The following is a 26,495-nucleotide window of genomic DNA, read 5'->3' on the forward strand; positions in this document are numbered from 1 at the left end:
TCCCTTACATCGCTTGTACACGCAGCTCAGCAGATGAGCGAGCGCGGTGACCAAGCAAGGTATTTACATCACTTGTTTTAGGTTTAATCAGCTTAAATTTAGGTAAATATTGGCTGAAATTATTCAGGATCCGCTGCGCTTTTTCGCTACCGGTTTCTTCTAAATGTTGATGTAACAGGCTACGTAAGTGTTCCTGTAGGATCGGCATTTCAATATTCAACGCCTCCACAAGCTCAGGGTTTAACCGTAGCGTCAGATCATCTTGTTCATCAAGAAGGTAGGCAAAGCCACCAGTCATACCAGCGCCAAAGTTAACACCCGTGCAGCCGAGAACCACTACCACACCGCCTGTCATATATTCGCAGCAGTTATCGCCGGTACCTTCTACTACGGCAAGCGCACCTGAATTGCGTACCGCGAAACGTTCACCGACCTGACCCGCAGCATAGAATCGCCCGCCGGTGGCACCATACAAACAGGTATTACCGGCAATAGTAAACCCATTTTTAGCAAAGCTAGCACCTTTGGCTGGATAGATAGCAATTTGGCCGCCCGTCATGCCTTTACCAACATAATCGTTGGCATCACCTTGCAGTGATAAATGTAGGCCCCCTGCGTTCCATACGCCAAAGCTTTGTCCAGCGGTGCCGATAAATTTTAAGCGGATGGGATCGGTCGCCATGCCCTGATTGCCGTGCTGTTTGGCAATAAAGCCAGATAACGCGGCACCCACTGAGCGATCAGTGTTGCGGATAGGAAAGTGTAATTGGCCACCGGTTTTACGTGTCACCATGTCTTGGCACTTTTCTACCAGTAATTGGTTTAATACACCCGGATCAAAAGGCGTATTGTTTTGTACACAATGCAACGGTTTTTCAGACGTTACGCCACTTGCCGCCAAAATAGGCGACAAATCTAAACGGCTTTGTTTTTGCGTTTCACTGGTTTGGTATTCCAGTAAATCTGTACGACCAATCAAATGCGTTAGCTCTGTAACACCCAATTGCGCCATTAGCTCGCGTACTTCTTGTGCCAAAAAGATAAAGTAATTCATCACCATTTCTGGCAAGCCAGTGAAGTGATCGCGCCGTAAGGTGGCATCTTGCGTGGCTACACCTGTTGCGCAGTTATTTAAATGGCAGATACGCAGGAATTTACAACCCAATGCGACCATCGGACCTGTACCAAAACCAAAGCTCTCTGCCCCTAAAATAGCCGCTTTTACCACATCGAGGCCGGTTTTTAAACCGCCATCCACTTGTAACCGCACACGATCGCGCAGGCCGTTTTCAACTAACGCTTGGTGAACTTCTGCTAAGCCAAGCTCCCAGGGGCTACCCGCATATTTTACTGAAGTAAGCGGGCTGGCGCCGGTACCGCCGTCATAACCCGATACAGTAATAAGATCTGCGTAGGCTTTCGCTACACCGGTAGCAATAGTGCCGATACCAGGTTCGGATACCAGTTTTACCGAGATCAATGCCTGTGGGTTAACCTGTTTCAAATCAAAAATTAGCTGGGCTAAATCTTCAATTGAATAAATATCATGGTGGGGTGGTGGCGATATAAGCGTAACACCAGGAACAGAGTAGCGTAAGCGGGCAATTTCAGCCGTCACTTTTTCACCCGGTAACTGGCCGCCTTCGCCCGGTTTTGCACCCTGAGCCACTTTAATTTGAATAACTTCGGCATTAACCAAGTAATGTGGTGTTACCCCAAAACGACCAGAAGCTACTTGTTTTATTTTCGAGTTTTTCTCGGTGCCAAAACGGCGTGGATCTTCACCGCCTTCACCAGAGTTAGAGCGGCCACCTAAGCGGTTCATGGCAATTGCCAGCGCTTCATGTGCTTCGGGGCTTAAGGCACCAATGGACATCGCAGCACTATCAAAGCGTGGATAAAGTAGTTCTGCCGCTTCTACTTGATCTAAGGCCACGTTAGGGGTGTTTTGTTTAACTTTAAATAAATCACGGATATGAGCAATGGGCCGTTGATTTACCAAGGCACTGTAGTGCTGATAATCTTCATAGCTGCCGCTGCGCACGGCTTTTTGCAGCGTTTGCACCACATCAGGGTTATAAGCATGGTATTCACCATCATGCACATACTTAAGCAAGCCACCATGGTTCATGGGTTTGCGCTTTAACCAAGCAATATTGGCCAGTTGTTGGACATCTTGCTCAAAATCCGTAAAGCCCGCACCACTAATACGTGATGGAATATCAGCAAAGCATTGCTGCATCACTTCCTGGTTGATGCCCACGGCTTCAAATAAATTTGAACAGCGATAGCTGGCAACAGTTGAAATACCCATCTTCGACATAATTTTATAAAGGCCTTTATTGATGCCTTTACGATAATTGAGCACTGCTTGTCGCGCGGTGAGTGGGATATTGCCTTTTTCAACCAATTGCTCAACCGTTTCATAAGCTAAAAACGGATAGATTGCCGTAGCACCTAAGCCAATTAAAACGGCAAAATGATGTGAATCGCGGGCTGCGGCCGTTTCGATAATGATATTCGAATCACAGCGTAACTGTGCATTGACTAACGCCTGTTGCACGGCACCTACGGCCATTGCTGCTGGAATAGGCAATAAGCCTTGGGCAATTCGACGATCCGTTAGGATCACCAATACCACGTGTTGTTCACGCACCGCTGTAATCACATCGGCACACAGCAGGCTTACTGCCTCTTTTAAACTGTGTTTTGATGGATCAAAGTTGAGTGAAAAAATCTGGTGTTTATAGTACTTTTCATCAGCTTGTTTTAACTGCTTTAGATCAGAGTACATTAGCACCGGTGATTCAAACTGAATACGTCGAGCATAACCTGCCGTTTCTTTAAACACGTTATGCTCACGGCCAATACTGGTCGCTAATGACATAACATGTGCTTCGCGTAATGGATCAATCGGCGGATTAGTGACTTGCGCAAATTGTTGGCGGAAATAATCGAACAAGGTACGTGGTTTTTTCGACAATACTGCCATTGGCGTATCATCACCCATTGAACCCACGGCTTCTTGTGCATCTTTAGCCAGCACAGTAACCACTTGATCAATTTCTTCATAGCTGTAGTTAAATAGCTTATGCATCACCAGCATTTCATCGTCGGTGAAGGCACGCTTACCAATTAAATCGGTTTCGTATTGCTCATAGGGTACTAACCGCTGCACGTTGTCGTTTAGCCAACTGCGGTACGTATGACGCTGCATTAAATCAACATCAATTTCGTCTGAGCGCCAAATTTTGCCAGTAGTTGTGTCGATGGCTAACATCTCACCTGGCCCAACCCGGCCCTTTTCGACCACTTCATCTGGCGTGTAATCCCAAATACCCACTTCAGAGGCAAGTGTTATTAGTTTGTCGCGCGTAATTACAAAGCGAGCGGGACGCAAGCCATTGCGATCTAGATTACAAGCAACATGCTGGCCATTAGTCAGAACAATACCTGCTGGACCATCCCAAGGCTCCATGTGCATGGAATTAAATTCATAAAAGGCTTTAAGATTATCATCCATCACCTTATTGCCTTGCCACGCTGGTGGAACGAGCAAACGCATCGCGCGGAATAAATCCATACCACCAGCTAGTAATAATTCTAACTGATTATCGAGCGAGCTGGAGTCTGAGCCGCTTTGGCCAACAAAGGGAGCGGCATCTTGTAAATCGGGCAATAATGGCGACGCAAATTTATATTGTCTGGCGCGCGCCCATTGCCGATTACCTGTGATGGTATTGATTTCACCATTGTGCGCAAGAAAGCGGAATGGCTGCGCCAGTTTCCAGCGCGGCATCGTATTAGTAGAAAAACGCTGATGGAATACACAAATGGCCGTTTCCATGCGAATATCGGCCAAATCGAGATAATACTTCGGTAAATCGGCCGGCATCATCAAGCCTTTAAATACCGTGACTAAGGATGAAAAGCTTGGAATATAGAAATCTTCATCAGCAGTAAGCTGTTGTTCAACGCGACGGCGCACCATGTAAAGGCGGCGCTCTAAATCATGATCGCCCCAGCCATGTGGCGCATTCACAATAACCTGTTCAATTTTAGGCATTGAATCATGTGCTAATGAGCCAAGTACCGTTGCGTCAATAGGCACACTACGCCATGCGACAAGCGTCAGTGTTTCTCTGGCGATTTCTTTATTGATGATCTCTTTTGCTAGGGCGGCTTTAACCGGATCTTGACTGAGGAAGATCATGCCTACGCCATACTTTTTGCCCAGATTCCATTGATATTCATCGGCCAGGGCGCGAAAAAAACTGTCTGGTTTTTGCATTAATAAGCCACAACCATCACCGGTTTTTCCGTCTGCGGAAATGCCGCCGCGATGCTGCATTCGATCCAGCCCATTAATCGCGGTTCTGACTATGCGGTGACTGGCGACACCTTCTAGGTGCGCAATCAGCCCAAAGCCGCAGTTTTCTCTTGCCTGACTATGGTGATATAACGCCATGACTCGCCTCCAAACTTATCCTGAAATAAATAATTATTTAAATTTTTTGAATTATTATTCTTATAATGGTTTTTGCTTGCGTGACAAGAAAATACCTTTTGTTCTAGTAGAGGTCAATGTGCTGCGGACGTTTATTTGATTTATTTGGCCGTCTATACATTTAGAGGTTAATAGGTATACCGATATTTCTATCAAATTGCAAGTAGGATTTCTTGAACGTATCAAGCGTAAACACTGTGTTTTTACCCGAATTACCCACTAAGCTTATTTCTATGCGCATGGTCTGAATGCTAAATAAGAAATTAAATTGCACTGTAAAAGAAAACACTTAATAAATTAAAGCTATTAACTGCATAGAGCAAATAATTATGCGTAATCGACTTTGTAATCAATCGGCAGCGATGTCAGGCTTCCATGTCCTGCAACATTGGCAAGCGGGGTAATAACCGTTACTCTATCTGCTATGCCAATACATATCAGTATAGTGACCGTTGTTGATGTTGGCGAATGAGAAAGTACGTTACACAAAGCGCTAAAAAGACCCTTTACTCAATTTAAGTTAGGTTGTTATGCAAAACCCGGTTCATCCTCAAGTTAGAGCCTTTGCCAGTCGAGTACGTCAATGGGGCCGCTGGCAACTTGGTGCATTGTTGATTGTGTTGATGTCCACACTGATTTTACTCAGTTATTTAGCCTACACCGCCGTGTTCGCTAGAGAAGTGGTATTGCATGAATTACAACTGCTGCTTATTTATATAGTACCTTTACTCTCGGTTGTCTTTCCGGTTTTGTTCTACTTGGTTTTAAAGTTAGATGACGCGCTACGTTTTGTGGATGAGTCGGCGTTAGCGGAGCGCCAACTTAATCAATCGATGCAAGAAAATATTCGGCAATTACATTATGAGATTGAAGAGCGGAAAAAAGCATTTCAAGCAAAACGTCGGGCTATTGAGGAATTACGACGAGAAATTAGTGAACGGCGTAAAACAGAGCACGAGTTAGCTGAGCAGAGTTTATTGATCCGCTCGATCGTCGACAGTTCGCCCGATTTGTTTTACTACCGTGATGAGAAAGGGTTATTGGCCAGCTGTAATAAAATGTTTGAGCGTATTATGGAAAAGCCAATGGCAGAATTAATCGGCCAGAACTTAGCCACGTTATATGCGCATGATAGCCCTCAAGCCGCCATTTTATCGGAATACGAGCAAACTGCGCCAGAAACAGAATTAACCTTAGATATTGAGTTTAAACAACTTGATGGCGTAGTAACGTGGTTTGAGATGCGGCATTTGCCATTCTATGATCGGCAAGGACGCTATATCGGTTTATTAGGCTTTGGCCGCGACATCACGTCTCGAAAATTAGCTGAACAAGCGCTAGAAAAGGCGTACCAGGATAAAGGACAATTTATTGCCACGTTAAGCCATGAACTGCGTACACCTTTAAATGGTATTGTTGGATTAACGCGCCGGCTATTAGGCAGTGAGCTCAATGCCGAGCAATTCAGTTGGGCGAACACCATTTTTACCAGCTCAGAGACACTAGGGAATATTTTTAACGATATTATTGATTTGGATAAAATTGACAGACGTGAGCTAGATATTATCTATGAGAGTGTTCACTTACAGCGCTTTTTGCAAGATATTGCGAACTTTGCACAGCTAATCTGCCAGCAAAAAGGGTTAGATTTTGTGATGGAGACGTCTGGTGAACTGGATTGTTACTTATTACTTGATGCGACGCGGTTACGACAGGTGTTATGGAATTTACTCAGCAATGCCGTAAAGTTTACCAGTGCGGGGCATGTGACGTTGAGTTGTGCATTGCAAAACGAGCAGTTATGCATTGGTATTGCAGATACTGGTATCGGTATTGCTGGGCATGAATTAGATCGTATTTTTGATATGTACTACAAATCGCAAGATGGACAGCGTTTGAGTATTGTCGGTTCTGGCATTGGTTTATCGGTTGCACGTTCATTAATTGAAGCCATGTCGGGTAGTATTAACGTTCAAAGTGAGCGAGGCGTAGGCAGCCAGTTTACGTTACAGTTACCTGCCGTGTTGGCGAGTGCGCCCATGAACACTATTGGTATGTGTTGCCCCTCATTGACCATATTGCTAGTTGAAGACGTGCCGTTGAATGCTGATATTGCGATTGCCTTGCTTGAGCAGCGCGGCCACACGGTGATCCATGCTGATACGGGAGAAGATGCTTTAGCGTTACTTGAAACCGAGGATGAATTAGATCTGGTTTTACTCGATATGCAACTGCCTGATATGGATGGGGATGTGATTGCCCGTTATATTCGTGCAGAACCCCGATTAGTTAACTTACCGGTAGTGATGCTAAGTGCAAATGTGCGCAAAGCACAAGATATGCTCAGTGATGTGCGTTTGGATGGTGTTCTGAGTAAACCCCTTAATACCGATAAGTTAGATTATTTACTGCTAGAGTTGTTTGCACCAAGCTTATTACAACGGCAGAAAAAGGGCAGTGGGGTATCCTCTCGAGGACTTGATACACAACAGGTATTAGAGCCGCATTCAGACGTTTTAGATTTACTGACGCTGCAAAGTTATTTGCAATCCTTAGGTAAAGAAGGCATGCAGCGCAGTATTAAGCTGTTTGCCCAGCTCTTACCTGGTTATATTAACAAACTGCTAGAAGCGGCCGTACAACAGCACGAGGCTGAATTACAAAGTAATGCACACAAACTCAAAGGTGCTGCAGCGGCAATTGGGTTACTTTGGGTGCAAGAGCAAGCTAAATTATTAGAAGAAACGCCATTAATTCGTGCAGGGCTAGAAAGAAGGATTTTAGATTTACATTTTACTGCAGAGCAGCATTTAACTACTCTGCAACAATATATTGAACAGTATTGATAGGTAATTGGAAGTTACTTATCAATTTTACCTACGAAGCGATATCCTTCACCATGGATCGTACTAATCAGCTCTGGGCTGTCTAAATCCGTTTCAAAGTGTTTGCGAATACGACGAATGGTAACATCAACGGTGCGATCATTTGGACGTAAATCACGGCCAGTCATATGACGAATTAACTGTTCGCGGGTAAATATTTTACCTGGTGTGTCTAACATCAATCGTAAAGCACGATACTCACCTTTCGGTAAACGACGTGCAACGCCCTCGGGCGATGTTAAGTTACGACTGTTTTCATCCAGCGTCCAACCATTAAATTTAAGTACACTTTTATGTTCTTCAATCACAGGTTGAGCTGAAGTGCGCCCTAATAAATTACGGGCACGGATGGTTAATTCGCGAGAATTAAAAGGTTTAGTTAAATAATCATCTGCGCCGATCTCTAAACCGAGAATACGATCGACTTCGGTGTCGCGGCCAGTTAAGAAGATTAAACCAATATTCTCTTTTTGGCGCAATTCCCTTGCTAAAATCAAGCCATTTTTACCCGGTAAATTAATATCCATTACGATAAGATTGACTCGATTTTCCTCCAGTTTTCTGTGCATCTCATCGCCATTAATGGCTTCGATCACATCATAACCTTCTCCCTGGAACAGACTTACCAGATTTAATCGGGTAACTTCTTCATCTTCAACGACTAGAATCACAGGTGTTTGCATTGGAGTTAAACCTTATTTAAGAAGTGTAAAAAATTAAGCATGTCAAAAACAGCTAAATTGACAGTGCTTTGTCAAATTACGTGTAATTATAAACTACTGGGTCAATTGTTAACAAGATTTTTGTTAACAATTAGAGTTTTCTAATTTTAATAGTTCTTTATTCTATATAGATCAAGTTGTTAGTTATTTAATTTTGTTGGACTAACGTTACCGACAGGAAAGTCAATATGGATTTGAATACCCTCACCCAAACGGCTTTCTAATTGAATTTTACCATTAAGTGCTTGAGTAACAAGGTTATAGACTAGATGAAGTCCAAGGCCACTTCCGCCTTCCCCTCTACGAGTAGTAACAAAGGGATCAAAGATACGTTTACGGATATGCTCCGGAACCCCTTTGCCATTATCACTATAATCTAGATAACAACGATGATTATCGAGCACGATGGTGATGTTTATCTCGCCAGTGGTTGTTTCATCAAAGGCATGGATCAAACTATTCATAATAAGATTGATAAGAATTTGGTTAATTGGCCCAGGCTTACTGGTGATCATTAATGCAGTAGGACAATCGACTTTAATTTTATGTAAGGTTTTTTTCAGATTGGGGCGCAGTGACAGTAATACCTCGTTAATTAATTGTTGCATGTTAAATTGCCGCATACTGTCGTTAGATTGATCGACCGCCACTTGTTTAAAGCTGCTGATTAAACCGGCGGCTCGTTCTAAGTTACGATAAATAATACCCAGGTTTTCTTTACTGTCTGCCAGAAAGCGTTCTAATTGGCTTGAGGTCAGCTTTTTCTGCTCAAAGGCTTTCTCAATATCATGCACTTTATCTTGGAGCAGGGTAGATGCTGTTACGCCTAAACCAATAGGAGTATTCACCTCATGCGCAATGCCTGCGACCATTTGACCGAGGCTGGCCATTTTTTCCGTTTCAACAATTTGGTTTTGATACTTATGTAAAGTGGCAAGGGTATTAAGCAGTTCCTGATTTGATTCTTTTAAGGCGGCCGTACGCTCTAGGATTTTGTGCTCTAAACTTTGATTCAATAGTGTGATCTCATGTTCAGCTTGTTCACGCTTATGTAGCTGGCTTTCAATGCGATCCATCATAGTGTTAAACGCGCGATTCAGTAAATTGAATTCTTGAAGTTCTGCCGAAGGGGCGCGTACTTGGTAATCTTTACTGCGAGCAACTTTATGAACTAAATCCAGTAAGGTGCTTAATGGTGCTGTAAAGCGTTGTTGTAATTTTAAAATTAATAAATAACTTATGGCAAGCGCTGCAAAGGCAATTAATACTGTGATAAGAATTTGAGTACGTTGGGCCGCTTGCAATTGCTCTGTGCTAGCACGTAAATATACGTAGCCTAATAATTGATTATCGAATTGCACAGCCTTGGCTTGTTCGATGCTATCTTTGTTACTTACGGGGTTAGTTAATACACTGACACGCGTGAATTGGGGAGGAAATGGGCCGGTGTCCGCTTTGTTATAGCTGGCAAAAAAAGTAAGTGTCTGATCTTGTGGTTGCAGTTGATAAATATGTACATTTTTAATAAACGGGATGCTTTTAAGCGCACTTAAACGTTGTTCTTCACGAAACTTATTATTACTCGCCAAGCTCGATTGCGCATTTATCGCAATGATCTCCAACAACCCAGAAAGTTGCTCTTGTAAGTTTTGCTGCTGCTGTTGGTAATTGAGGTAATTTGAAAGGAGTAATGCCACCGCCAAGGTAATACTGCAAATTAACATGACGAGCCAAATCAATGCGCTTTTCATTGAGGCCGAGCGAGTGGGGCTCATCATCCGTATCGTTGCTCCTTTTATTGATTATATGATGCTAACCAGATATTACCTTTTTCGCAAAGGGATAGTGGAAAAATTATTAACCCAGTTTATAGTAATCAGGAAATGATTAAAGTAGGTGTGTCATGGAACTATGGGATTGTTATAAACGCAGCATCTTCTTGTGTCATCAGCGGTTAGCTGAACATGTAAATTTCGCCATTATTAGTGCGCAAAATCCTGCTGGCTTAGTCACCAGCAACGTTTCCAATCAATTACTGGATAAAAAACTTCAGGCGCACTTGTTGCAAATAGGCGTGCCTTATCGCTCGGTAATTGGTGCCGCTCCGGATTTAAGTGTCCAAGAGAAAAGTTGGATGGTGCTTTGCGACAAAGCGCAAGCGGTAGCCACTGCACGCTTATTTGCGCAAAATGCCATTTTTTGGATTGAGCAAAATCAGCTGTTTTTGGTACCGGTGTTGTTAAACCTGCCAGAAGAAAATTTAGGTTTATTTCATAGCCGAATGGTCTTGCTGCCATCTTAAGCATAGATGTTTAGCGTTCACGTTTAAGCACTTCTAGTATGGGCTCTATGTCGTGCTGCAGTTGTTGAGTAAATTGTTGTTTTAATCGGAGCTGTTCTAAACGTTGCTCGGGTGATGTAGGCGCCTTTAGCAGAGAAGCAAAGTCGGTGACACAGATACAACGTAAAGCCGGTTGCGTCATACCGGGTAGTTGCATTGCACGATAAAGTTGATGAGGGCAGGCTTTTGTTCGATTTTCTGCTTGAATACATGCCACATTGTCACGGGCAATAGCAGCCGGAGTACTTAAAATAAGTGTCATAAAAATTATTAAAAGTACTCGAAGCATAAACGTTTTCCTCGACGCTGCGCGTGATATTGCTAAGCCCGCAATAATAATTAAGCTTTTATAGCTCGGTATATAATAAAACCCTGTGCTCTGGCAAGAATAGTGACTTTGCCAAAAGCCTGCTCCAACAAGGTTTGATAGGCTAAATGATTGTTCGCGACCAGTGTCAAACTGCCGCCTGATTGCAAACGTTGTACACTTTGCGCAATAAAAGTCTCACTAATACTGTAATCCGTTTTTATGCCCGTATGAAAAGGCGGATTACTCACAATATGCTTAAATAAAGTAGGCTCTGTGGGCAGTCCGTCAGCGGCAATCACCTTGCCAGTTAAGTTATTTGCCTGAAGCGTTGCTGTGGTCGCAGCAACAGCTAAGGCGCTGATATCAGAGCAGTAGAGATCTATTTTGGGCGCTTGTTGTTTTAAATATGCGCCAATAATTCCCGCGCCACAGGCAAAATCAAGCACTTTGCCGTCGTGAATATGACCTAAATGCTGCAGTAATAATGCGGTGCCTTTATCCAGCTTACCATGGTTAAATACCCCAGGTAATGAACAAATGGTTAACGATTGCTGCGAAAAAGTCAGGGAAAACGTGCTAAACGCTGAGGGTAATTGCGTTGATAAATCGCCTGTTAACGAAAACCACAAACAATGTTTTGCATTATCGAGCTTGTGCGCATGCAGACCAATTTTTTCGGCATGAGCAACCAAGCTTTTTATACCCCCTTTATTATCGCCAACCACGAAGATATTCGCTTCTGCGGTTAATGCTGAATGTATAAGCGATAAGGTACCGGTAAGTTGTTCTTTACTCTTTGGGTAAAAAACGACGACAGTATCAAACTGTTCGGTAAAGTGGGGTTGCGTGCTAAAGTAAACTGTCGCACCGGCTTGCTGCCATTGTGCTTTTACGGCGGCATCGGTAGTAAAGCAACTTACTGTGTTAAGCGCTGGCAACTGACGAGCCAGTTGATCCGCTTCAGGCTCAACAAAAAGTACCTTGCCGTTTAAATCGGCAAGATTGCGCATAATAAGTTGGCTGGTATTGGCAAGCATTAACGGATCCTTTTAAACATTAAATCCCAAACACCATGCCCAAGCTTCTGGCCGCGTTGTTCAAACTTTGTGAGTGGTCTATGGTCGGGACGCTCAACATAATCGTTGCTCGGCGAAAGATTTTCAAAACCTTCAGCGGCTTGCATAACGTCTAGCATATGCTCGGCATAATGTTGCCAATCGGTAGCCATATGAAAAACACCCCCTATTTCGAGCTTAGTTCGTAGCGCCTGCACAAAGTCGGGTTGTACTATGCGTCTTTTATGATGACGTTTTTTATGCCAAGGATCAGGGAAAAATAACTGCACAGTAGCTAAGCTTTGCTCAGGGATCATATGATCCAGCACTTCTACCGCATCATGTTCAAAAACTTTTAAATTTGTAACCTGGTTTGCTTCTGCTTCTGACAAACAAGCGCCGACACCGGGGCGATGCACTTCAATACCAATAAAATCGTGTTCTGGTGCGGCTTTAGCCATGGCAACCAATGATTTACCCATACCAAAACCAATTTCCAGAACGCGTGGCGCTTGGCGGCCAAAAACGTGGTTTAAATCCAAAGGTGCGTTTTGGTAATCAATACCGTAGTCAGACCAAAAGTTTTCCAGAGCATGTTGTTGGCCTTTGGTTAAACGCCCTTCACGCAGCACAAAAGAACGGATCCGTCGCAGATAGGGCGTGGCTGTAGTGTCGTCTTCTGGCGAATTATCTGTTGGCGTATTGGCCTCTGTGTTCATGCTCTGCTCCAATGTAGTAAAATAGCGGCGTATTATACCCAATGAATTTCCAAATGCACGTGGACGGGCGCAGCCAACACCCGTGCATTTAGAAATACGACGGGTATATCCTTGGATTAGCAGCTTAGCTCAACCTAATAAAATACACGCTATCTGCTACCATAGCGCAATACGCCAGTGTTGCGCTTGCCGGCTTTCATTCCCCCTAAGATTGTAGGAGCAATATATTTTGCAAAACGCAAGTTGGTTTAGCGAACAATTAGTAAATTGGTACCGAATTTATGGCCGCAAAACATTACCCTGGCAAATAGAAAAAAGCCCATATAAAACATGGCTTTCTGAAGTGATGTTGCAGCAAACACAAGTAGCAACTGTTATTCCTTATTTTCAACGTTTTATAAGTCGTTTTCCTGATGTGGCTTCTTTGGCTGATGCCCCTATTGATGATGTTCTGCACTTATGGACCGGTTTAGGCTATTACGCTCGAGCACGGAACTTACATAAAGCCGCTAAAATAATTGTTGAGAAGTTTGCAGGTGTTTTTCCAACACAATTTGCCGATGTCTTGGCGCTCCCTGGGATCGGTCGTTCTACCGCGGGTGCTATACTTTCTTTATCGCTAGGGCAACATTACCCTATTTTAGATGGTAATTGTAAGCGCGTATTAGCGCGTTTTGCGGCAGTTAATGGCTGGCCAGGTGAAAAAAACGTGGAGCAAACGTTATGGCATCTCGCAGAACAGGTAACGCCCAAGGAAACGGTTGCTGAATTTAATCAAGCTATGATGGATTTGGGCGCATCGTTATGTAGCAGAAGTAAACCACGTTGCAGTGAATGTCCGTTAAAATTGCATTGTGTCGCGGCGTTACGTGGCGAACAGGTGCAGTATCCTGGTAAAAAGCCAAAAAAATCCCTGCCAGAACGTCAAAGCTACTGGTTGCTGTTACGTTTTCAGCAGCACGTATATTTAACACAGCGACCCAGTTCTGGTTTGTGGGGGGGCTTATATGGCTTTCTGGAGTTTGACACCCCCCGTGAGCGTGACGCGTATTTGTTAATTCAACAGATTAAATACACTCGACAACAAGAACTGCCAGCGTTTCGCCATACTTTTAGTCATTTTCATTTATGGATCCAGCCTTTGATTGTTGAATTGGATATATTACCGGAGATAGTACAGGAGCAATCGGCAGCAAGTTGGTTTACAATATCTGCCATACCCGAAGTGGGATTATCTGCGCCCGCAAAATCGCTTTTCACGCAACTCACTGCACCAATTATAGATTAAGGACTTTTACCATGAGCCGTAACGTGTATTGTCAATTTTTAAAAAAAGAAGCTCCTGGCTTGGATTTTCAATTTTATCCTGGAGAGTTAGGTAAGAAAGTGTTTGATAATATTAGTAAAGAGGCTTGGGCGCAGTGGCAAACCAAACAAGTCATGCTGATTAATGAAAAGAAATTAAACATGATGAATTTAGAGCATCGTCAATTGCTTGAAGCACAAATGGAAGCCTTTTTGTTTCATGGACAAGACGTTGAAATTGAAGGGTATAAGCCACAATCTTAAGCTGTAAGCAGTTCAAACTTACTGATCGATACTTATTACTGGATTCTTATGGCTCGTCGCTTGCCACCACTGAATGCGCTTAAAGCGTTTGAAACTGCTGCTAGGCATCTTAGTTTTACTAAGGCTGCCGAAGAAATGTATGTTACACAAGCCGCGATCAGCCATCAAATTAAAGCCCTAGAAGATCATTTAGGGTTAAAGCTGTTTATGCGAAAAAATCGTGCTTTGTTGCTTACTGAAGAAGGGCAGAGTTATTTTCTGGATATTAAAGAGATTTTTTTGCAACTGCATGAGGCGACTGAAAAGCTGCTGGCGCGGGGAGCTAAAGGATCATTAACCGTAAGTTTGCAGCCAAGTTTTGCCATTCAATGGCTGGTGCCGCGTTTAAACCAATTTAGTGAGCAACATCCGGATATTGATGTACGTATCAAAGCGGTAGACTTAGATGAAGGTTCCTTGACCGACGATGTAGATGTCGCAATATACTATGGACGCGGCAGCTGGCGTAATTTGCATGCGGATAAACTACACACGGAATACTTACTACCAGTATGTTCGCCGCTGTTGTTATCGAGTAGTAAGCCATTACAAGAACCCACCGATTTACGTTTTCATAATTTATTGCATGATGGCTCAAGGCGGGCATGGAAAGCATGGTTTACCTCGCAAGGCTTTAAAAGTTTCAATGTGAATCAAGGGCCTATATTTAGCCATTCTTCCATGGTGTTGCAAGCCGCGATCCATGGTCAAGGTGTTGCGTTAGCCCATAATGTGTTAGCTAGACCTGATATTACGTCAGGTCGTTTAATTGTGCCGTTTAATCATGTGTTAATTAGTAAAGACTCGTATTATCTGGTGTGTAGAGAAAGCCAAACAGAACTGGGTAAGATCACGGCTTTTCGGCAATGGATGCTAGAGATGGTATTAGCTGAGCAAGCTGATTTTGCTGAACAACAGTTTACCAATGCTGTTGCCTTAGATGACTAACATGAAAGCACAACTGTTGTTGATGCATGGCGCAGGCGCATCGACGCAAAGCCCTTTTATGCAACAATTAACGTTGGCGTTAACAGAGCATAACATTCAGGTTAGCTTGTTTGATTTTGCCTATATGCAACAGCGCGAAATTTCGGGTAGCAAGCGTCCTGCACCCAAAGCGGCATTGCTAGTGCCCGAGCTTAGTTCGGTGTTGTCAACCCTACCAGGAGACTTGCCATTGTTTATCGGTGGTAAATCGATGGGGGGACGTATTGCGTCGTTGTGGGCGGCACTTGAACCCGATATTCAAATGCAATCGGCTCGGCGGGTGCAGGGGGTATTCGCTTACGGCTATCCTTTTCACCCGCCCAAAAAAACGCAGTGGCGAATTGCGCATTTTTCGAATTTGTCCATGCCCTTGTGTATTATACAAGGTGAGCGCGATCCTTTTGGTCATCGGCTTGAGGTTGAAGCTCACCTTTGGCCAAAGGTAACGTTGCAGTGGTTAACCACTGCCGATCATGACTTTAAACCGCTTCAGCGTAGCGGTGTTAATCAAGCACAACTCATAGCGCAAGCGGCTTTGATAACAAGTGAATCTATAGATGCAATTATTTCGAAAACTTAGCGGTGTCATAGCCGCGCTTTACGGTGCGATTGTTGTTGGCTTAGCTGCTGCGTTTATGCATGTGTGGCAAACAAATTTAGATGCTGAAGCAAGTGCGCGGATGCTTGCTGCTTTGGGTTTACTTGCATTTCATTGTATCGCGCTGCTGACATTACCGAACGTGGGGCGTTTATTTATTGCTACAGCATTATTGTGGCATCTAGGCATTTGGCTGTTTTGTTATACCTTACTCGCGGGAGCGCTTCAGTTACCGTTTTATTTCTCTGCTTTAGCTCCCTATGGGGGCCAAAGTTTTATTTTAGGTTGGCTGGTGTTGGCAATAGCTCTCTGGCGCAGGAATTAATATGAAACAATTACTACTTTATTGTCGCGCCGGTTTTGAAAAAGAGTGTGCTGCGGAAATTCAGCATAAAGCCTCTTTGCATAATGTGTTTGGTTACTGCAAGTTAAGTGCTGATAGCGCCTACGTTATTTTTGAAGCTTACGATGCCGATAGCTTAGCGCAGTTTTATCGTGACTATCCATTTGAACAGTTTATCTTTATCCGCCAGTGGAGCCTGTTACTTGCCGACCTGCTTGAGTTGCCGCCGGCAGATCGGATAGCACCAGTAATTGCCGCTGCGCTTAGCGCTGAACTCAGTAGTTGTGGTGAAATAAGAGTAGAGTATCCGGAAACGAATGACGGGAAAACCTTATCCACTCTGGCACGCAAACTTACAGTGCCGCTGCGCCAGGCATTACGACAGGCTGGGGTGTTATTGCCAAAAGAGCAAAAACGGGCACCGGTGTTACATTTGTTTTTATTAACGGGTCAGCAGGGTTACGTCGGCTTGTCGTATCCGGAGAACAATAGTCCGCTCGAAAACGGCATTATGCGGCTGAAGTTTCCTAACGAAGCACCAAGTCGCAGTACCTTAAAACTTGAAGAAGCTTTTATACAGTTTATTCCTAAAGATGAGTGGGATAAACGCTTGTCTGGTGGCATGAATGCGGTAGATCTTGGCGCTAGCCCAGGTGGCTGGACTTATCAGCTGGTAAAACGCAGTATGATGGTCACTGCTATTGATAACGGTCCTATGGCTGAGTCATTAATGGAAACCGGTCAGGTGCGCCATTTAATGGTGGATGGCTTTAAGTATGAGCCACAGAAAAAGAATAACCATTGGCTGGTTTGCGACATGATAGAGCAACCACAACGGGTGGCTGAGCGAGTTGCTGATTGGCTTATAAATGGCTGGTGTCAGGAAACTATTTTTAATCTTAAATTACCAATGAAAAAGCGCTTTGAAACGGTAACAGATATTTTGCAGCAACTTGAACAGCGGCTGGTTGATTCCGGTATCAAATACCAGCTTCAGGCAAAACATTTATACCATGACAGGGAAGAAGTTACGGTACACATACAAAATCTGGTACAACGTTTCTAATCAGCTGATCAGTGTGGCTTCACAGCGAAACGCTGGGCCAGTTGTGCAGTAGAACAAACAGTGCAGGAAAACTGGCCTTGGAAAAGTAGAATAGGGAAAAGCGCGCTGAATTAGTCAGCGCGTAATTCTACAGTTACCCATACCAGACGATGATCCGAACTGGCGTCTCGTGAACCAACAAGCGGGTAAAGAGGATCGGTTTTTACTGGCCAAAATACGCCGCTGTCTTTTAACACCAAGCCCGCTTTTGACGGCAATGCATAGTCAGCACGCATCCGCCAGACAGCCGTATGAAATGCCGCTTTCGGGTTATCCGGAGTGTGTTCTGCACCGCCTTGGCTAGCGGGTGGCATGCTGTTGTTAATTCGAGGATGGTTGTACAGCATGTTAATCCCACTATTTAAGGCATTGCCTTCGTTATCCGCTGAAGCGTTCTGATCGCCGAGCAGCACAAAGTGAGCGTTTTCTGCTAAGCCGCCTTTTTGGCCGTTATCATCGTAAATATAAGCTGCTTTGTGCGGCGTTAAGTAATCGGCCCAGAAACGGATTTCATCATGGTTACGTTTGCCGTTACGATTCTCGGGGCCATCAAATACCGGAGGGGTAGGGTGGCTAGCTAAAATATGAACAGTCTGGCCGTTAATATTTACTGGAATATCCCAATGAGATTTAGATGATAGCGGAAATTGTTGCCAAGCCTCTTTACTGTGCCAAGGACTACCATCTGCTTTGGTGGTGATAAGATGATTCGGCATATCTTGCCACTTAAAGTGCTGAAATGTTCTAACGTTATCCACTGCTATGGGATAACGAGATAATAATACCATGCCATATTGACCAGGATAAAAACCATAACCCCATGCATCCGCTCCCACCCCTGACGCCTCACCATCATTATCCAAATCAAAAGGACTGGGTTGGCCTGTATTCACAGTGTTGTAGTAATAGTATGGGTAATCAATAGCTTGCGATCCGGTTTGTGCTTTATTCAAATAATTTCTAATAAAAGCTTCAATACCCAGCTTAGGATCGTCAATATAATCAAATTCATTTAGCAGTAAAATGTCTGGCCTAACACGTTGGATAATGGCTGCGATATTTTTTACTTGAGGGTGTTGCCCTTCAGCCAAAATAGTGGGTAATACCTGATTATTACCGCGTTCGCCGCGCGCGAGGTAATTTTCAGCTTCCATACTGACGTTAAATGTAGCTACGGTGATCTGTTTTGCCATGAGTGTTGGGATAAACATGCTAAGTAGTATGACAATAAGCGTACTGAGTAATCGTGCTGACATAAAGTGTTTTAAACCGAATTAAAAGAGGTTTTCAGCATAACCATCACTAATAACAAAATCTAGCTAACAACAGCAGAACCCATAAATAAGATCCTAAAGCAATATAGTGAGTGGGCTGTTAACGTTTAAGGCGTTTCGCAGCGAAATAAGTTAAAACTGTTCCTATTTTGCTGTGATTCGATATTTTTTAACCGATTTATGGTCAACTTATTCGCATCACAAATCAGTCATGTTACACTTGTATGACGGGTTGGCTTTGACAATAAAAGAACTTAAAAGTTCCTGTGATTTGGTGTCTGTAACGAAAATGAAATATTTATCGTTTAGTCTCTGTACCAGATTGAAAGCAATCTCAGTAAATAACTAAATCGGATTTAGCTTAGAACTCACAACTACCAGGTGAAAACGATATGAAAATTAAACATTTAGCGATGGCTGTTACTCTCGCGTTAGGCGTAAGTAATATAGCGTTTGCAGATACTGCCTCTTCTATTCGCGGTAACGTTGTTACTGCACAAGGGCAAGCAGCAGCCAATGCCCGAGTTGAAATCTTACACTTACCTTCAAATACTCGTTCTTCTGCTACCACTAATGAGTCTGGTGCTTTCGTAAGTAGTGGGTTACGGGTTGGTGGTCCTTACAGAATCTCTATTATCAGTGAGCAGGGCACTAGAGAATTTGATAATGTGTACCTATCGTTAGGTGAAACCTTTCGTTTAAATGCTGAGTTAGAAAGTAGTAGTATTGAGCGTATTGCTGTTACGGGTTCTTCTATCAGTTTTTTAAATGCGGGTAAGATGGGAACTTCAACCACTTACAATGCTGCCGACATTAATAGTATGCCTCTGTTTGAGCGTGATTTAAAAGATGTTATAAAACAAGACCCGTTAGTTGTAGTGCTTGGTGATAATAATTCTTCAATGACAGTGGCTGGAGCAAATCCTAGATACAATAGTTTGACTGTCGATGGTGTGCGTCAGGATGATGACTTTGGTTTAAACGATAACGGTTATCCAACACAACGCTCACCAATTCCAATGTCAGCATTGGATCAAATTACTGTAAGCACAGCACCTTTTACTGTTAAATCGGGTGGTTTTACCGGTGCAGGTATTAATGCTGTAACTAAATCCGGCACAAATGAATTGTCTGGGTCTTTTTTCTATGAGTATATGGACGATTCATTATCTGGAAAATCTGGTGCTCCTGGTCGTGATAAAGTTGGTTTAAATGATTTTGAACGTACCGTTTGGGGCGTTAGTCTTGGCGGTGCCATTATCCAAGATAAACTATTTTTCTTTGCCGCCTATGAGGACTTTACCGAGCCATACAATACTCTACGTGGTCCTCAAGGTTCAAATGCCGCTAACTCGGCAAGCGTAACACAGGCTGATATTGATACAGTAGTCCGTTTAGCAAGAGATTTATACGGTGTTGATGCAGGTCAGTGGGATATTAACGATGATTTAGAAGACAAAAAGTTACTTGCCAAGTTAGATTGGAATATTAACGACAGTCATCGTTTTTCGTTTACTTATCAAAACACTAAGAGCAACGCTATAAGTGCTGGCGCTGGCTCTAATGCTCGGCAAATTTCGTTAGACACTAACTTTTATAAAAATCAGCAAGACTTAGTGGCTTATGCAGGCCATTTATATTCTGATTGGTCCGACTCTTTCAGTACAGAAATCAAAGTTTCATGGAAAGATGTAGAAGTTGGTCAAGACCCTTTGCGTGGTAACACTTATGGTCAGGTACAGGTAGATATGCCATCTGGTCGAGTTGTGTTTGGTCCTGACACGTTCCGGCACGCCAATGAACTTACCAACGATTTGTTTCAATTTAGATTGGCTGGTGAATATTTATTAAATGACCATACAATTAGTTTTGGTTGGGAACACGAGAAGCTTGATGTATACAATCTGTTTGTCCCAAACAGTAAAGGTACCTGGCAATTTCATAATACCATCTCAAATGGTGTTATAACTGTTAATGGTTTTGACCGTTTTCAGCAAAAAGCTTCAACGGGTTTTAGTTATCAAAATGCCTTTACATTAAATCCTCAGGACGCAGCTGCTGCTTTCAAATTGGGTACTGATGCACTATTTTTGCAGGACAGCTGGGATTTGTTTGACTATGATTTAAGACTGGATTTTGGTTTGCGTTATGAGCGTTATAGTTCTGATAGTGTTCCTCGTTTGAATACGAATTTTCAACAGCGTTACGGTATAGTTAATACTGAAAACATGGACGGTAAAGATTTGCTGATGCCTCGTTTTGGCTTTAATTGGAGTGGTTTGGACAATACTGTTATTCGTGGTGGCTTAGGACGTTTTGGCGGTGGACGTCCTAATGTTTGGATTGCAAATAGTTTCTCAAATGATGGAGTTATTTTAGTTCAAGCACCGGGCAGTGCTACCGCGAATCAAGTAAATGTTGATTTTGCTAATGTTCCTGACTCGGTAAAACAATCATTAAATCCGGGTGATGGTAATGTTAACGCCGTAGACCCAAATTTTAAGTTGCCATCAGAATGGAAATATAACTTAGCAGTAGATTACCTATTAGAATCTGGATATGGTAATTGGGATTTGACAGCTGAATATATTCATTCAAATAAAGATCGCGATGTTATATGGAAAGACTTACACCGTGAAAATTTCCAGATAGTAAAAGGACCTGATGGTCGAAATATCTATACTGGCGTTTTAGCATCTGGTGTACCAAATCGCAACGATATCCTATTTGTAAACGGTGATGGCGGTCGTAGTAATATCTATGCGTTAGGTGCTGCAACTAAATTTGATAACTTATCTTTACGTTTTGGTTATGCACATCAGAATGTTAAAGATTTATCTTCAGGTACCTCTGCTCAGGCCGCATCTAATTTTTCACGTTATGCTGCCATAGATCGGAATACATCAACAGTTGGTACCGCTGGCTTCGAAATTAAACATCGTTTCAACTTCACAATGATTTACAGTCAAGAATTTTTCGCTGGATACGATTCTACTTTCACTCTTTACGGTGAACGCAGATCAGGTCGTCCATACAGCTGGACTGTTGGTCCAGGTAGTGCGTTTGGTGATAACAATAGTAATGGTGGTAGTGATGATCGTAATGGTTATTTACCATATATTCCAACAGGCCCCAATGATACAAACGTACGTTATAATGGTAGTTTTGGTTGGGATAATTTTGTGGCTGCAGGTCTTGATAAGTATGCTGGCCAAATTATGCCTAGAAATACCGAATCAGGCCGTTATACCAACAGCTTAGATTTTAAATTTGAACAACAAGTACCAGGTTTTATGGAAGGACATAAAGGTTCTGTCTACCTTGAAATTAAAAACTTGCTGAATCTACTCGATAGTAGCGCGGGTAGAGCATGGGAAACTGAATTTCCTAGTTACCAGCGTATAGCAAACGTTTCATATGATGCAGCTAATAATCAGTACGTTTATTCTGCACCCACAGCAAGAACTACTGAGCCCCAAGCTTTTAGGAACATAGAATCAGCTTGGCGTATAAAAATTGGTGTAAGTTACAAGTTCTAATTTACATCTGCAAATCAAATGCCCACATAATGTGGGCATTTTTTATTTTTTTATTCCTAATCGTCACGATATTAGCGATAATCGCCCACTATTTAAAATTTAGTAGGCTTTTTTATGGGTAAAAATACCATTATCGCTATCGCGGGTGCGTCAGCCTCGGGTAAAAGTTTATTTGCATCAACAGTTTATCAAGAGCTGGTGGCGGAGCTTGGCGGCGAGCGTATTGCTATTTTGTCAGAAGATGCCTATTACCGTGATCAAAGTCATTTGTCTTTTGAACAACGTATCCTTACGAATTATGATCATCCTTCTGCGTTTGAGCACGAATTATTAGTTGAACATTTAAAGATATTGCGTGCTGGCCAAAATATCGCCATGCCGCAGTACAGTTATAAGTTACATACCCGCTTAGAAGAAACCATTAAAGTACAGTCGGCGAAAGTGATCTTAGTAGAGGGTATTTTACTCTTGACTGATGAAAAGCTTCGTAACGAGTTTGATATCACGGTGTTTATGGATACACCTCTTGATATCTGTTTATTACGCCGAATTAAAAGGGATCTAGAAGATCGTGGCCGAAGTTTAGCCTCGGTTACGGAGCAATACGAAAGTACGGTACGTCCGGCATTTTTTGAATTTATAGCGCCCTCCAAACAATATGCCGATTTAGTGGTTACCCGTGGCGGTAAAAATCAAATCGCAATCGATATTATAAAAGCAAAAATTCGCCAGCTCTTGGCAGAATAATAACCTGGGAAGACACCTATGATGGGATTAGTGGGCATCGTTGCCCTGTTATTAGTCGCTTATGCAGCGTCAGCAAATCGAAGCCGGATAAATTGGCGAACGGTAGGTGGCGCCTTTGCCATCCAAATCGCTATTGGTGCATTCGTCCTTTATGTTCCTTTTGGACAAGATGTTTTGTATAACGTCTCGCAAGTGGTGGCGAGTGTAATAAGTTATGCCAATGCGGGTATTTTGTTCTTATTTGGCGATCTTGGGAATTTCTCTCAAGGCTTTATTTTTGCCATACATGTTTTAACGATCATTATTTTCTTTTCTTCTTTAATCGCCGTTTTATATCACGTTGGACTCATGACATGGGTTATTCGTTTAATCGGTGGTGGGCTACAGAAATTATTGGGGACAAGTCGTCCTGAGTCGATGTCAGCCGCTGCAAATATCTTTGTTGGGCAAACTGAAGCTCCATTAATTGTTAGGCCTTTTATTCCGACTATGACGCGTTCCGAACTTTTTGCCGTAATGGTGGGAGGATTGGCTTCTGTTGCTGGTTCCGTCTTAGCCGGATATGCCGGTTTAGGGGTTGAGTTAAAGTACTTGATTGCGGCCAGCTTTATGGCTGCACCAGGTGGTTTCTTAATGGCAAAGATGATCTTGCCTGAGACCGAAACGCCTAAAAACGAATTAACTGAAATTGGTGGAGAAAAACCACATACAAACTTAATTGATGCTGCTGCTGCTGGTGCATCAAGCGGTATGCAACTGGCACTAAACGTTGGTGCGATGCTACTTGCCTTTGTTGGATTAATTGCCTTGGTTAACGGTATCGTGGGTGGTATCGGCGGCTGGTTTGGTAAAGACGATTTAACGTTACAACTCATCTTTGGTTATGTGTTTCAGCCTTTAGCTTTTATTCTGGGTGTATCTTGGGATGAAGCCCGTGCAGCGGGGAGCTTTATTGGTCAGAAGTTGGTTATTAATGAATTTGTCGCATACCTCGACTTTGTGGAAGTACGAGATCAGTTAAGTGCACACACGCAGGTAATTGTTACTATTGCCTTATGTGGATTTGCTAACTTTTCTTCTATTGCCATTTTATTAGGTGGTTTGGGCGGTATGGCTCCAAGTCGCCGCGCTGATATTGCTGAGTTAGGGTTAAAAGCCTTACTTGCTGCAACATTAGCGAACTTAATGAGCGCTGCGATAGCAGGGTTCTTTTTTTACTTAGGCTAAAAAACAGGTCTTTTATATGACACAGCATGTACCAACGTTAGATATAAGACGGTTTGCCACCGACAAAGATAACTTTGTTGCCGAAATTGGCAAGGCCTACACTGAATTTGGATTTTGTGGCATTAGTGGCCATGGTATTCCTGATGAAGTGGTAGAGAATACATATAAAGCAATTAAACAATTTTTTGCTTTACCTCATGATGTGAAAGCGCGTTATGCTCAACCTGGTCAGGGTGGCGCACGTGGTTACACGGGTATTGGGGTAGAAAAAGCAAAAGACTCAAATCATCCTGATCTAAAAGAGTTCTGGCATGTTGGTCGCGAGTTGGATGGTCCCGCACCTCACCCAAGTTTGTACCCAAATGTTTGGCCAACAGAGGTGCCTGAATTTAAAGCGGCAACTTATCACTTGTATACCGAACTGGAAAAGTTGGGTAACCGGGTTTTAGAAGCGCTTGCGTTATTTCTTGGTCAAGAACAGACGTATTTCGCAGATAAAGTGAATTATGGTAATTCCATATTACGTCCTATTCATTATCCGCCGATAAAAGACACGTCTACGCAATCTATTCGCGCTGGTCAGCATGAAGACATTAATTTGATTACGCTGTTAGTCGGATCAAATGAAGCCGGACTTGAAATTCTTCGTCGTGATGGTAGTTGGTTACCTGTAACTACTATTGAAGGCACTATCGTGGTGAATATTGGTGATATGTTGCAACGTTTGACTAATCACTTATTGCCATCAACCACGCATCGCGTGATCAATCCTGCCGGTATGGCTGCGGGTGAGCCTCGTTACTCAATTCCGTTTTTTATGCACCCTAATCCAGATTATGTGATTGAAACGTTAGCCAGTTGCGTATCGAGTGAACAACCTAATCGTTATCCAGAGCCAATTAATTCTAATGACTACTTAATGCAGCGTTTAGAAGAGATAGGTTTATTAAAAAAAGCTAAGTAACTACCCCATTGCCCAAGACATGTTTAGTATTTGGGCAAATAAACTTTAGCCAGTTAAATAGTGTTATTTCATAGTTGACTGATTTGCTAAAGTCGCTATACTGCACGCCATATTGAGCACTAGCTGCTTGATATATGCAGATGTGGTGGAATTGGTAGACACGCAAGCTTCAGGTGTTTGTGCTCAAAAGGCGTGAGAGTTCGAGTCTCTCCATCTGCACCAAATTAACCGGCCTAGGCCGGTTTTTTTGTTTTTGCCGTCCATGGCAAAAACCTGCTTCGCAGGCCAGCTGAAGCCGTGCAAAATTGCTCCTGCAATTTTGTGTGCCTGCAATCCATGCCGGCATCCCTTCGGGACCAGCCTTTGGCTGTCCAAACATGCTCCCTACATTTTTGTGTTTTGCCGTCCATGGTAAAAACCTGCTTCGAAAGCCAGCTGAAGCTGTGCAAAATTGCTCCTGCAATTTTGTGTACCTGCAATCCATGCAGGCATCCCTTCGGGACCAACCTTCGGCTGCTCAACAAGTTTCAACTACCTATCTTTCCTTATATACACTTCTTCTTTGGACGCTAACAAACCTAAAGCTGCTTAAATTACTTATTGTTCTTTTATAAAACCAAAGCTGAGAAATGGCAGGGCATAGTAAGAGGGGATAACTACAATAGCAGTTATCATCTATTGGCTCTTAAGGATTGGAGCGCAAAAATTGATAGTTAATAAAGGTAGCTATTAGTGCCATAACAAGAATTGCTATAACAAGATCAGACCATGAAATTCAAGCGCTATCGTAAACTACTATATACCCACTATTGTCAAAGCTGCAGTATGACTTAACATACGAACTTAACTTACGAACTTAACTTACGAACTTAACTTACGAGTTTCACTCCCATGAACGCCAGTTTCTCTCCCATCATATAAACAGCGATAATTATGGAGCCATCCTTTTAAGACTGGTTATAGCGACAATAATTTTGGCTACTGATATTTTGGCTACAGATAAAGAGGGGAGAGTTTAAGATTGATATGGTTTAACTCGAGCTAACGGTATATCAACTGTATAAGGTACAACGTAGGGCAGAAGGCTTTTATTTATGATGGTGTTTAACCATAAAATAGCCTTAATAGAACTATAAGCATGAGCTTTTGTCGTTAAAATGTGCGTTTCGGTTGCTTTTTGTGCGGTTGGTGTGGGTTTTAAAGAAATTCTGATAATTACTATTGCACCATTTCTAAAACGCCCTATAATGCGCGCCATGCCACGAGGCACTGCGCTTCACCAGAAACATAGCAGTAGCCGAGTGATAAAGCGAGTTGCAAAAATCTTTTAAAAAGACGCTTGACAGCAAGTTTAAAATCACTAAAATGGCCGCCTCGCTTCAGGGTGCTAACGAAAGCCTCGAAAAGCGAAGTGAAGTAAAAATAAAGTCGAACGTGACGAAGTGTCTTAAAAAAGAATCTTCCTCACGCTTGACTTAAAATCTGGGAAGTGTAATATACGCCTCCCGCTTTGAAGTTCAAAGCACGCTCTTTAACAATTAGCAATCAATTATCTGTGTGGGCA

The 26,495-nt window shown here is 42.9% G+C and carries 20 protein-coding genes and 1 tRNA gene; 13 read left to right on the forward strand and 8 right to left on the reverse strand.

Annotated features, from left to right (window positions below; genetic code table 11):
* Positions 1-4 precede the first annotated feature (4 nt).
* Positions 5-4,468: a glutamate synthase large subunit gene (gene gltB, locus IE070_RS04040; protein WP_189480708.1), complete on the reverse strand. Its 4,464-nt coding sequence runs from the start codon at positions 4,466-4,468 to the stop codon at positions 5-7.
* Positions 4,469-5,037: 569 nt separating this feature from the next.
* Here gltB and IE070_RS04045 point away from each other — a divergent pair.
* A complete protein-coding gene (locus IE070_RS04045) occupies positions 5,038-7,353 on the forward strand; it encodes an ATP-binding protein (RefSeq protein ID WP_189480710.1) in 2,316 nt (771 codons plus the stop codon).
* Positions 7,354-7,367: 14 nt separating this feature from the next.
* Here the strand turns inward: IE070_RS04045 and arcA are convergent, their stop codons facing one another.
* Complete coding sequence (arcA, locus tag IE070_RS04050) at positions 7,368-8,075, reverse strand: two-component system response regulator ArcA (protein WP_189480711.1); 708 nt, start codon at positions 8,073-8,075, stop codon at positions 7,368-7,370.
* A 179-nt stretch (positions 8,076-8,254) separates the two neighbouring features.
* Positions 8,255-9,892 (reverse strand): sensor histidine kinase, encoded by a 1,638-nt coding sequence (locus tag IE070_RS04055; protein ID WP_229796912.1) that lies wholly within the window; start codon positions 9,890-9,892, stop codon positions 8,255-8,257.
* A 125-nt stretch (positions 9,893-10,017) separates the two neighbouring features.
* On the opposite strand from IE070_RS04055, the gene IE070_RS04060 reads away from it, so the two are divergent.
* Positions 10,018-10,416 (forward strand): DUF3293 domain-containing protein, encoded by a 399-nt coding sequence (locus IE070_RS04060; RefSeq protein ID WP_189480713.1) that lies wholly within the window; start codon positions 10,018-10,020, stop codon positions 10,414-10,416.
* 10 nt (positions 10,417-10,426) lie between these two features.
* Here IE070_RS04060 and IE070_RS04065 read toward each other — a convergent pair whose 3' ends face one another.
* Genes IE070_RS04065 through trmB form a run of 3 tightly spaced genes read right to left on the reverse strand, consistent with a single transcriptional unit; the run spans position 10,427 to position 12,539 of the window.
* Complete coding sequence (locus tag IE070_RS04065) at positions 10,427-10,744, reverse strand: hypothetical protein (protein ID WP_189480715.1); 318 nt, start codon at positions 10,742-10,744, stop codon at positions 10,427-10,429.
* A gap of 50 nt (positions 10,745-10,794) precedes the next feature.
* Positions 10,795-11,802 (reverse strand): methyltransferase, encoded by a 1,008-nt coding sequence (locus IE070_RS04070; protein WP_189480717.1) that lies wholly within the window; start codon positions 11,800-11,802, stop codon positions 10,795-10,797.
* Entirely contained in the window at positions 11,802-12,539 is a 738-nt protein-coding gene (gene trmB, locus IE070_RS04075) for a tRNA (guanosine(46)-N7)-methyltransferase TrmB (protein ID WP_189480719.1), read from the reverse strand. The genes IE070_RS04070 and trmB overlap by 1 nt, the downstream gene beginning before the upstream one ends.
* Positions 12,540-12,768: 229 nt before the next feature.
* Here trmB and mutY point away from each other — a divergent pair, with 229 nt between their 5' ends.
* The 6 genes from mutY to rlmM are packed head-to-tail and all read left to right on the forward strand — an operon-like array spanning position 12,769 to position 17,141.
* Positions 12,769-13,827, forward strand: coding sequence for an A/G-specific adenine glycosylase (gene mutY, locus IE070_RS04080; protein ID WP_189480721.1), 1,059 nt, complete (start codon positions 12,769-12,771; stop codon positions 13,825-13,827).
* Positions 13,828-13,838: 11 nt separating this feature from the next.
* The gene (locus IE070_RS04085; protein WP_189480723.1) at positions 13,839-14,108 is read left to right on the forward strand and encodes an oxidative damage protection protein; all 270 of its coding nucleotides are present in this window, start codon (positions 13,839-13,841) and stop codon (positions 14,106-14,108) included.
* Positions 14,109-14,156: 48 nt separating this feature from the next.
* On the forward strand, positions 14,157-15,095 hold the full coding sequence (locus IE070_RS04090; RefSeq protein ID WP_189480725.1) for a transcriptional regulator GcvA: 939 nt from the start codon (positions 14,157-14,159) through the stop codon (positions 15,093-15,095).
* Between the two features lies 1 nt (position 15,096).
* A complete protein-coding gene (locus tag IE070_RS04095) occupies positions 15,097-15,714 on the forward strand; it encodes an alpha/beta family hydrolase (protein WP_229796913.1) in 618 nt (205 codons plus the stop codon).
* On the forward strand, positions 15,692-16,057 hold the full coding sequence (locus IE070_RS04100; RefSeq protein WP_189480729.1) for a DUF423 domain-containing protein: 366 nt from the start codon (positions 15,692-15,694) through the stop codon (positions 16,055-16,057). The genes IE070_RS04095 and IE070_RS04100 overlap by 23 nt, the downstream gene beginning before the upstream one ends.
* A 1-nt stretch (position 16,058) precedes the next feature.
* Positions 16,059-17,141, forward strand: a complete 1,083-nt coding sequence (gene rlmM / locus IE070_RS04105) for a 23S rRNA (cytidine(2498)-2'-O)-methyltransferase RlmM (protein ID WP_189480731.1) — start codon at positions 16,059-16,061, stop codon at positions 17,139-17,141.
* 110 nt (positions 17,142-17,251) lie between these two features.
* On the opposite strand, the gene IE070_RS04110 is transcribed toward rlmM, so the two are convergent.
* A complete protein-coding gene (locus IE070_RS04110) occupies positions 17,252-18,436 on the reverse strand; it encodes an endonuclease/exonuclease/phosphatase family protein (RefSeq protein ID WP_189480733.1) in 1,185 nt (394 codons plus the stop codon).
* Between the two features lie 410 nt (positions 18,437-18,846).
* On the opposite strand from IE070_RS04110, the gene IE070_RS04115 reads away from it, so the two are divergent.
* The 5 genes from IE070_RS04115 to IE070_RS04135 all read left to right on the forward strand — a co-directional run bounded on the left by IE070_RS04115 (position 18,847) and on the right by IE070_RS04135 (position 25,153).
* Positions 18,847-21,993 carry a TonB-dependent receptor gene (locus IE070_RS04115; RefSeq protein ID WP_189480735.1) on the forward strand — a complete coding sequence of 1,049 codons (3,147 nt, stop codon included), beginning with the start codon at positions 18,847-18,849 and terminating at the stop codon, positions 21,991-21,993.
* A gap of 114 nt (positions 21,994-22,107) precedes the next feature.
* Positions 22,108-22,740: a uridine kinase gene (udk, locus tag IE070_RS04120; protein ID WP_189480736.1), complete on the forward strand. Its 633-nt coding sequence runs from the start codon at positions 22,108-22,110 to the stop codon at positions 22,738-22,740.
* Between the two features lie 18 nt (positions 22,741-22,758).
* Positions 22,759-23,967 (forward strand): NupC/NupG family nucleoside CNT transporter, encoded by a 1,209-nt coding sequence (locus IE070_RS04125; RefSeq protein ID WP_189480738.1) that lies wholly within the window; start codon positions 22,759-22,761, stop codon positions 23,965-23,967.
* Positions 23,968-23,983: 16 nt separating this feature from the next.
* Complete coding sequence (locus IE070_RS04130; RefSeq protein WP_189480740.1) at positions 23,984-24,931, forward strand: isopenicillin N synthase family dioxygenase; 948 nt, start codon at positions 23,984-23,986, stop codon at positions 24,929-24,931.
* Between the two features lie 136 nt (positions 24,932-25,067).
* Positions 25,068-25,153: transfer RNA gene (locus IE070_RS04135), tRNA-Leu, on the forward strand.
* 793 nt (positions 25,154-25,946) lie between these two features.
* Here the strand turns inward: IE070_RS04135 and IE070_RS04140 are convergent.
* A complete protein-coding gene (locus IE070_RS04140; protein WP_189480742.1) occupies positions 25,947-26,201 on the reverse strand; it encodes a hypothetical protein in 255 nt (84 codons plus the stop codon).
* Positions 26,202-26,495: the final 294 nt, after the last annotated feature.

Source organism: Alishewanella tabrizica (assembly GCF_014652375.1).
Taxonomy (GTDB): domain Bacteria; phylum Pseudomonadota; class Gammaproteobacteria; order Enterobacterales; family Alteromonadaceae; genus Alishewanella; species Alishewanella tabrizica.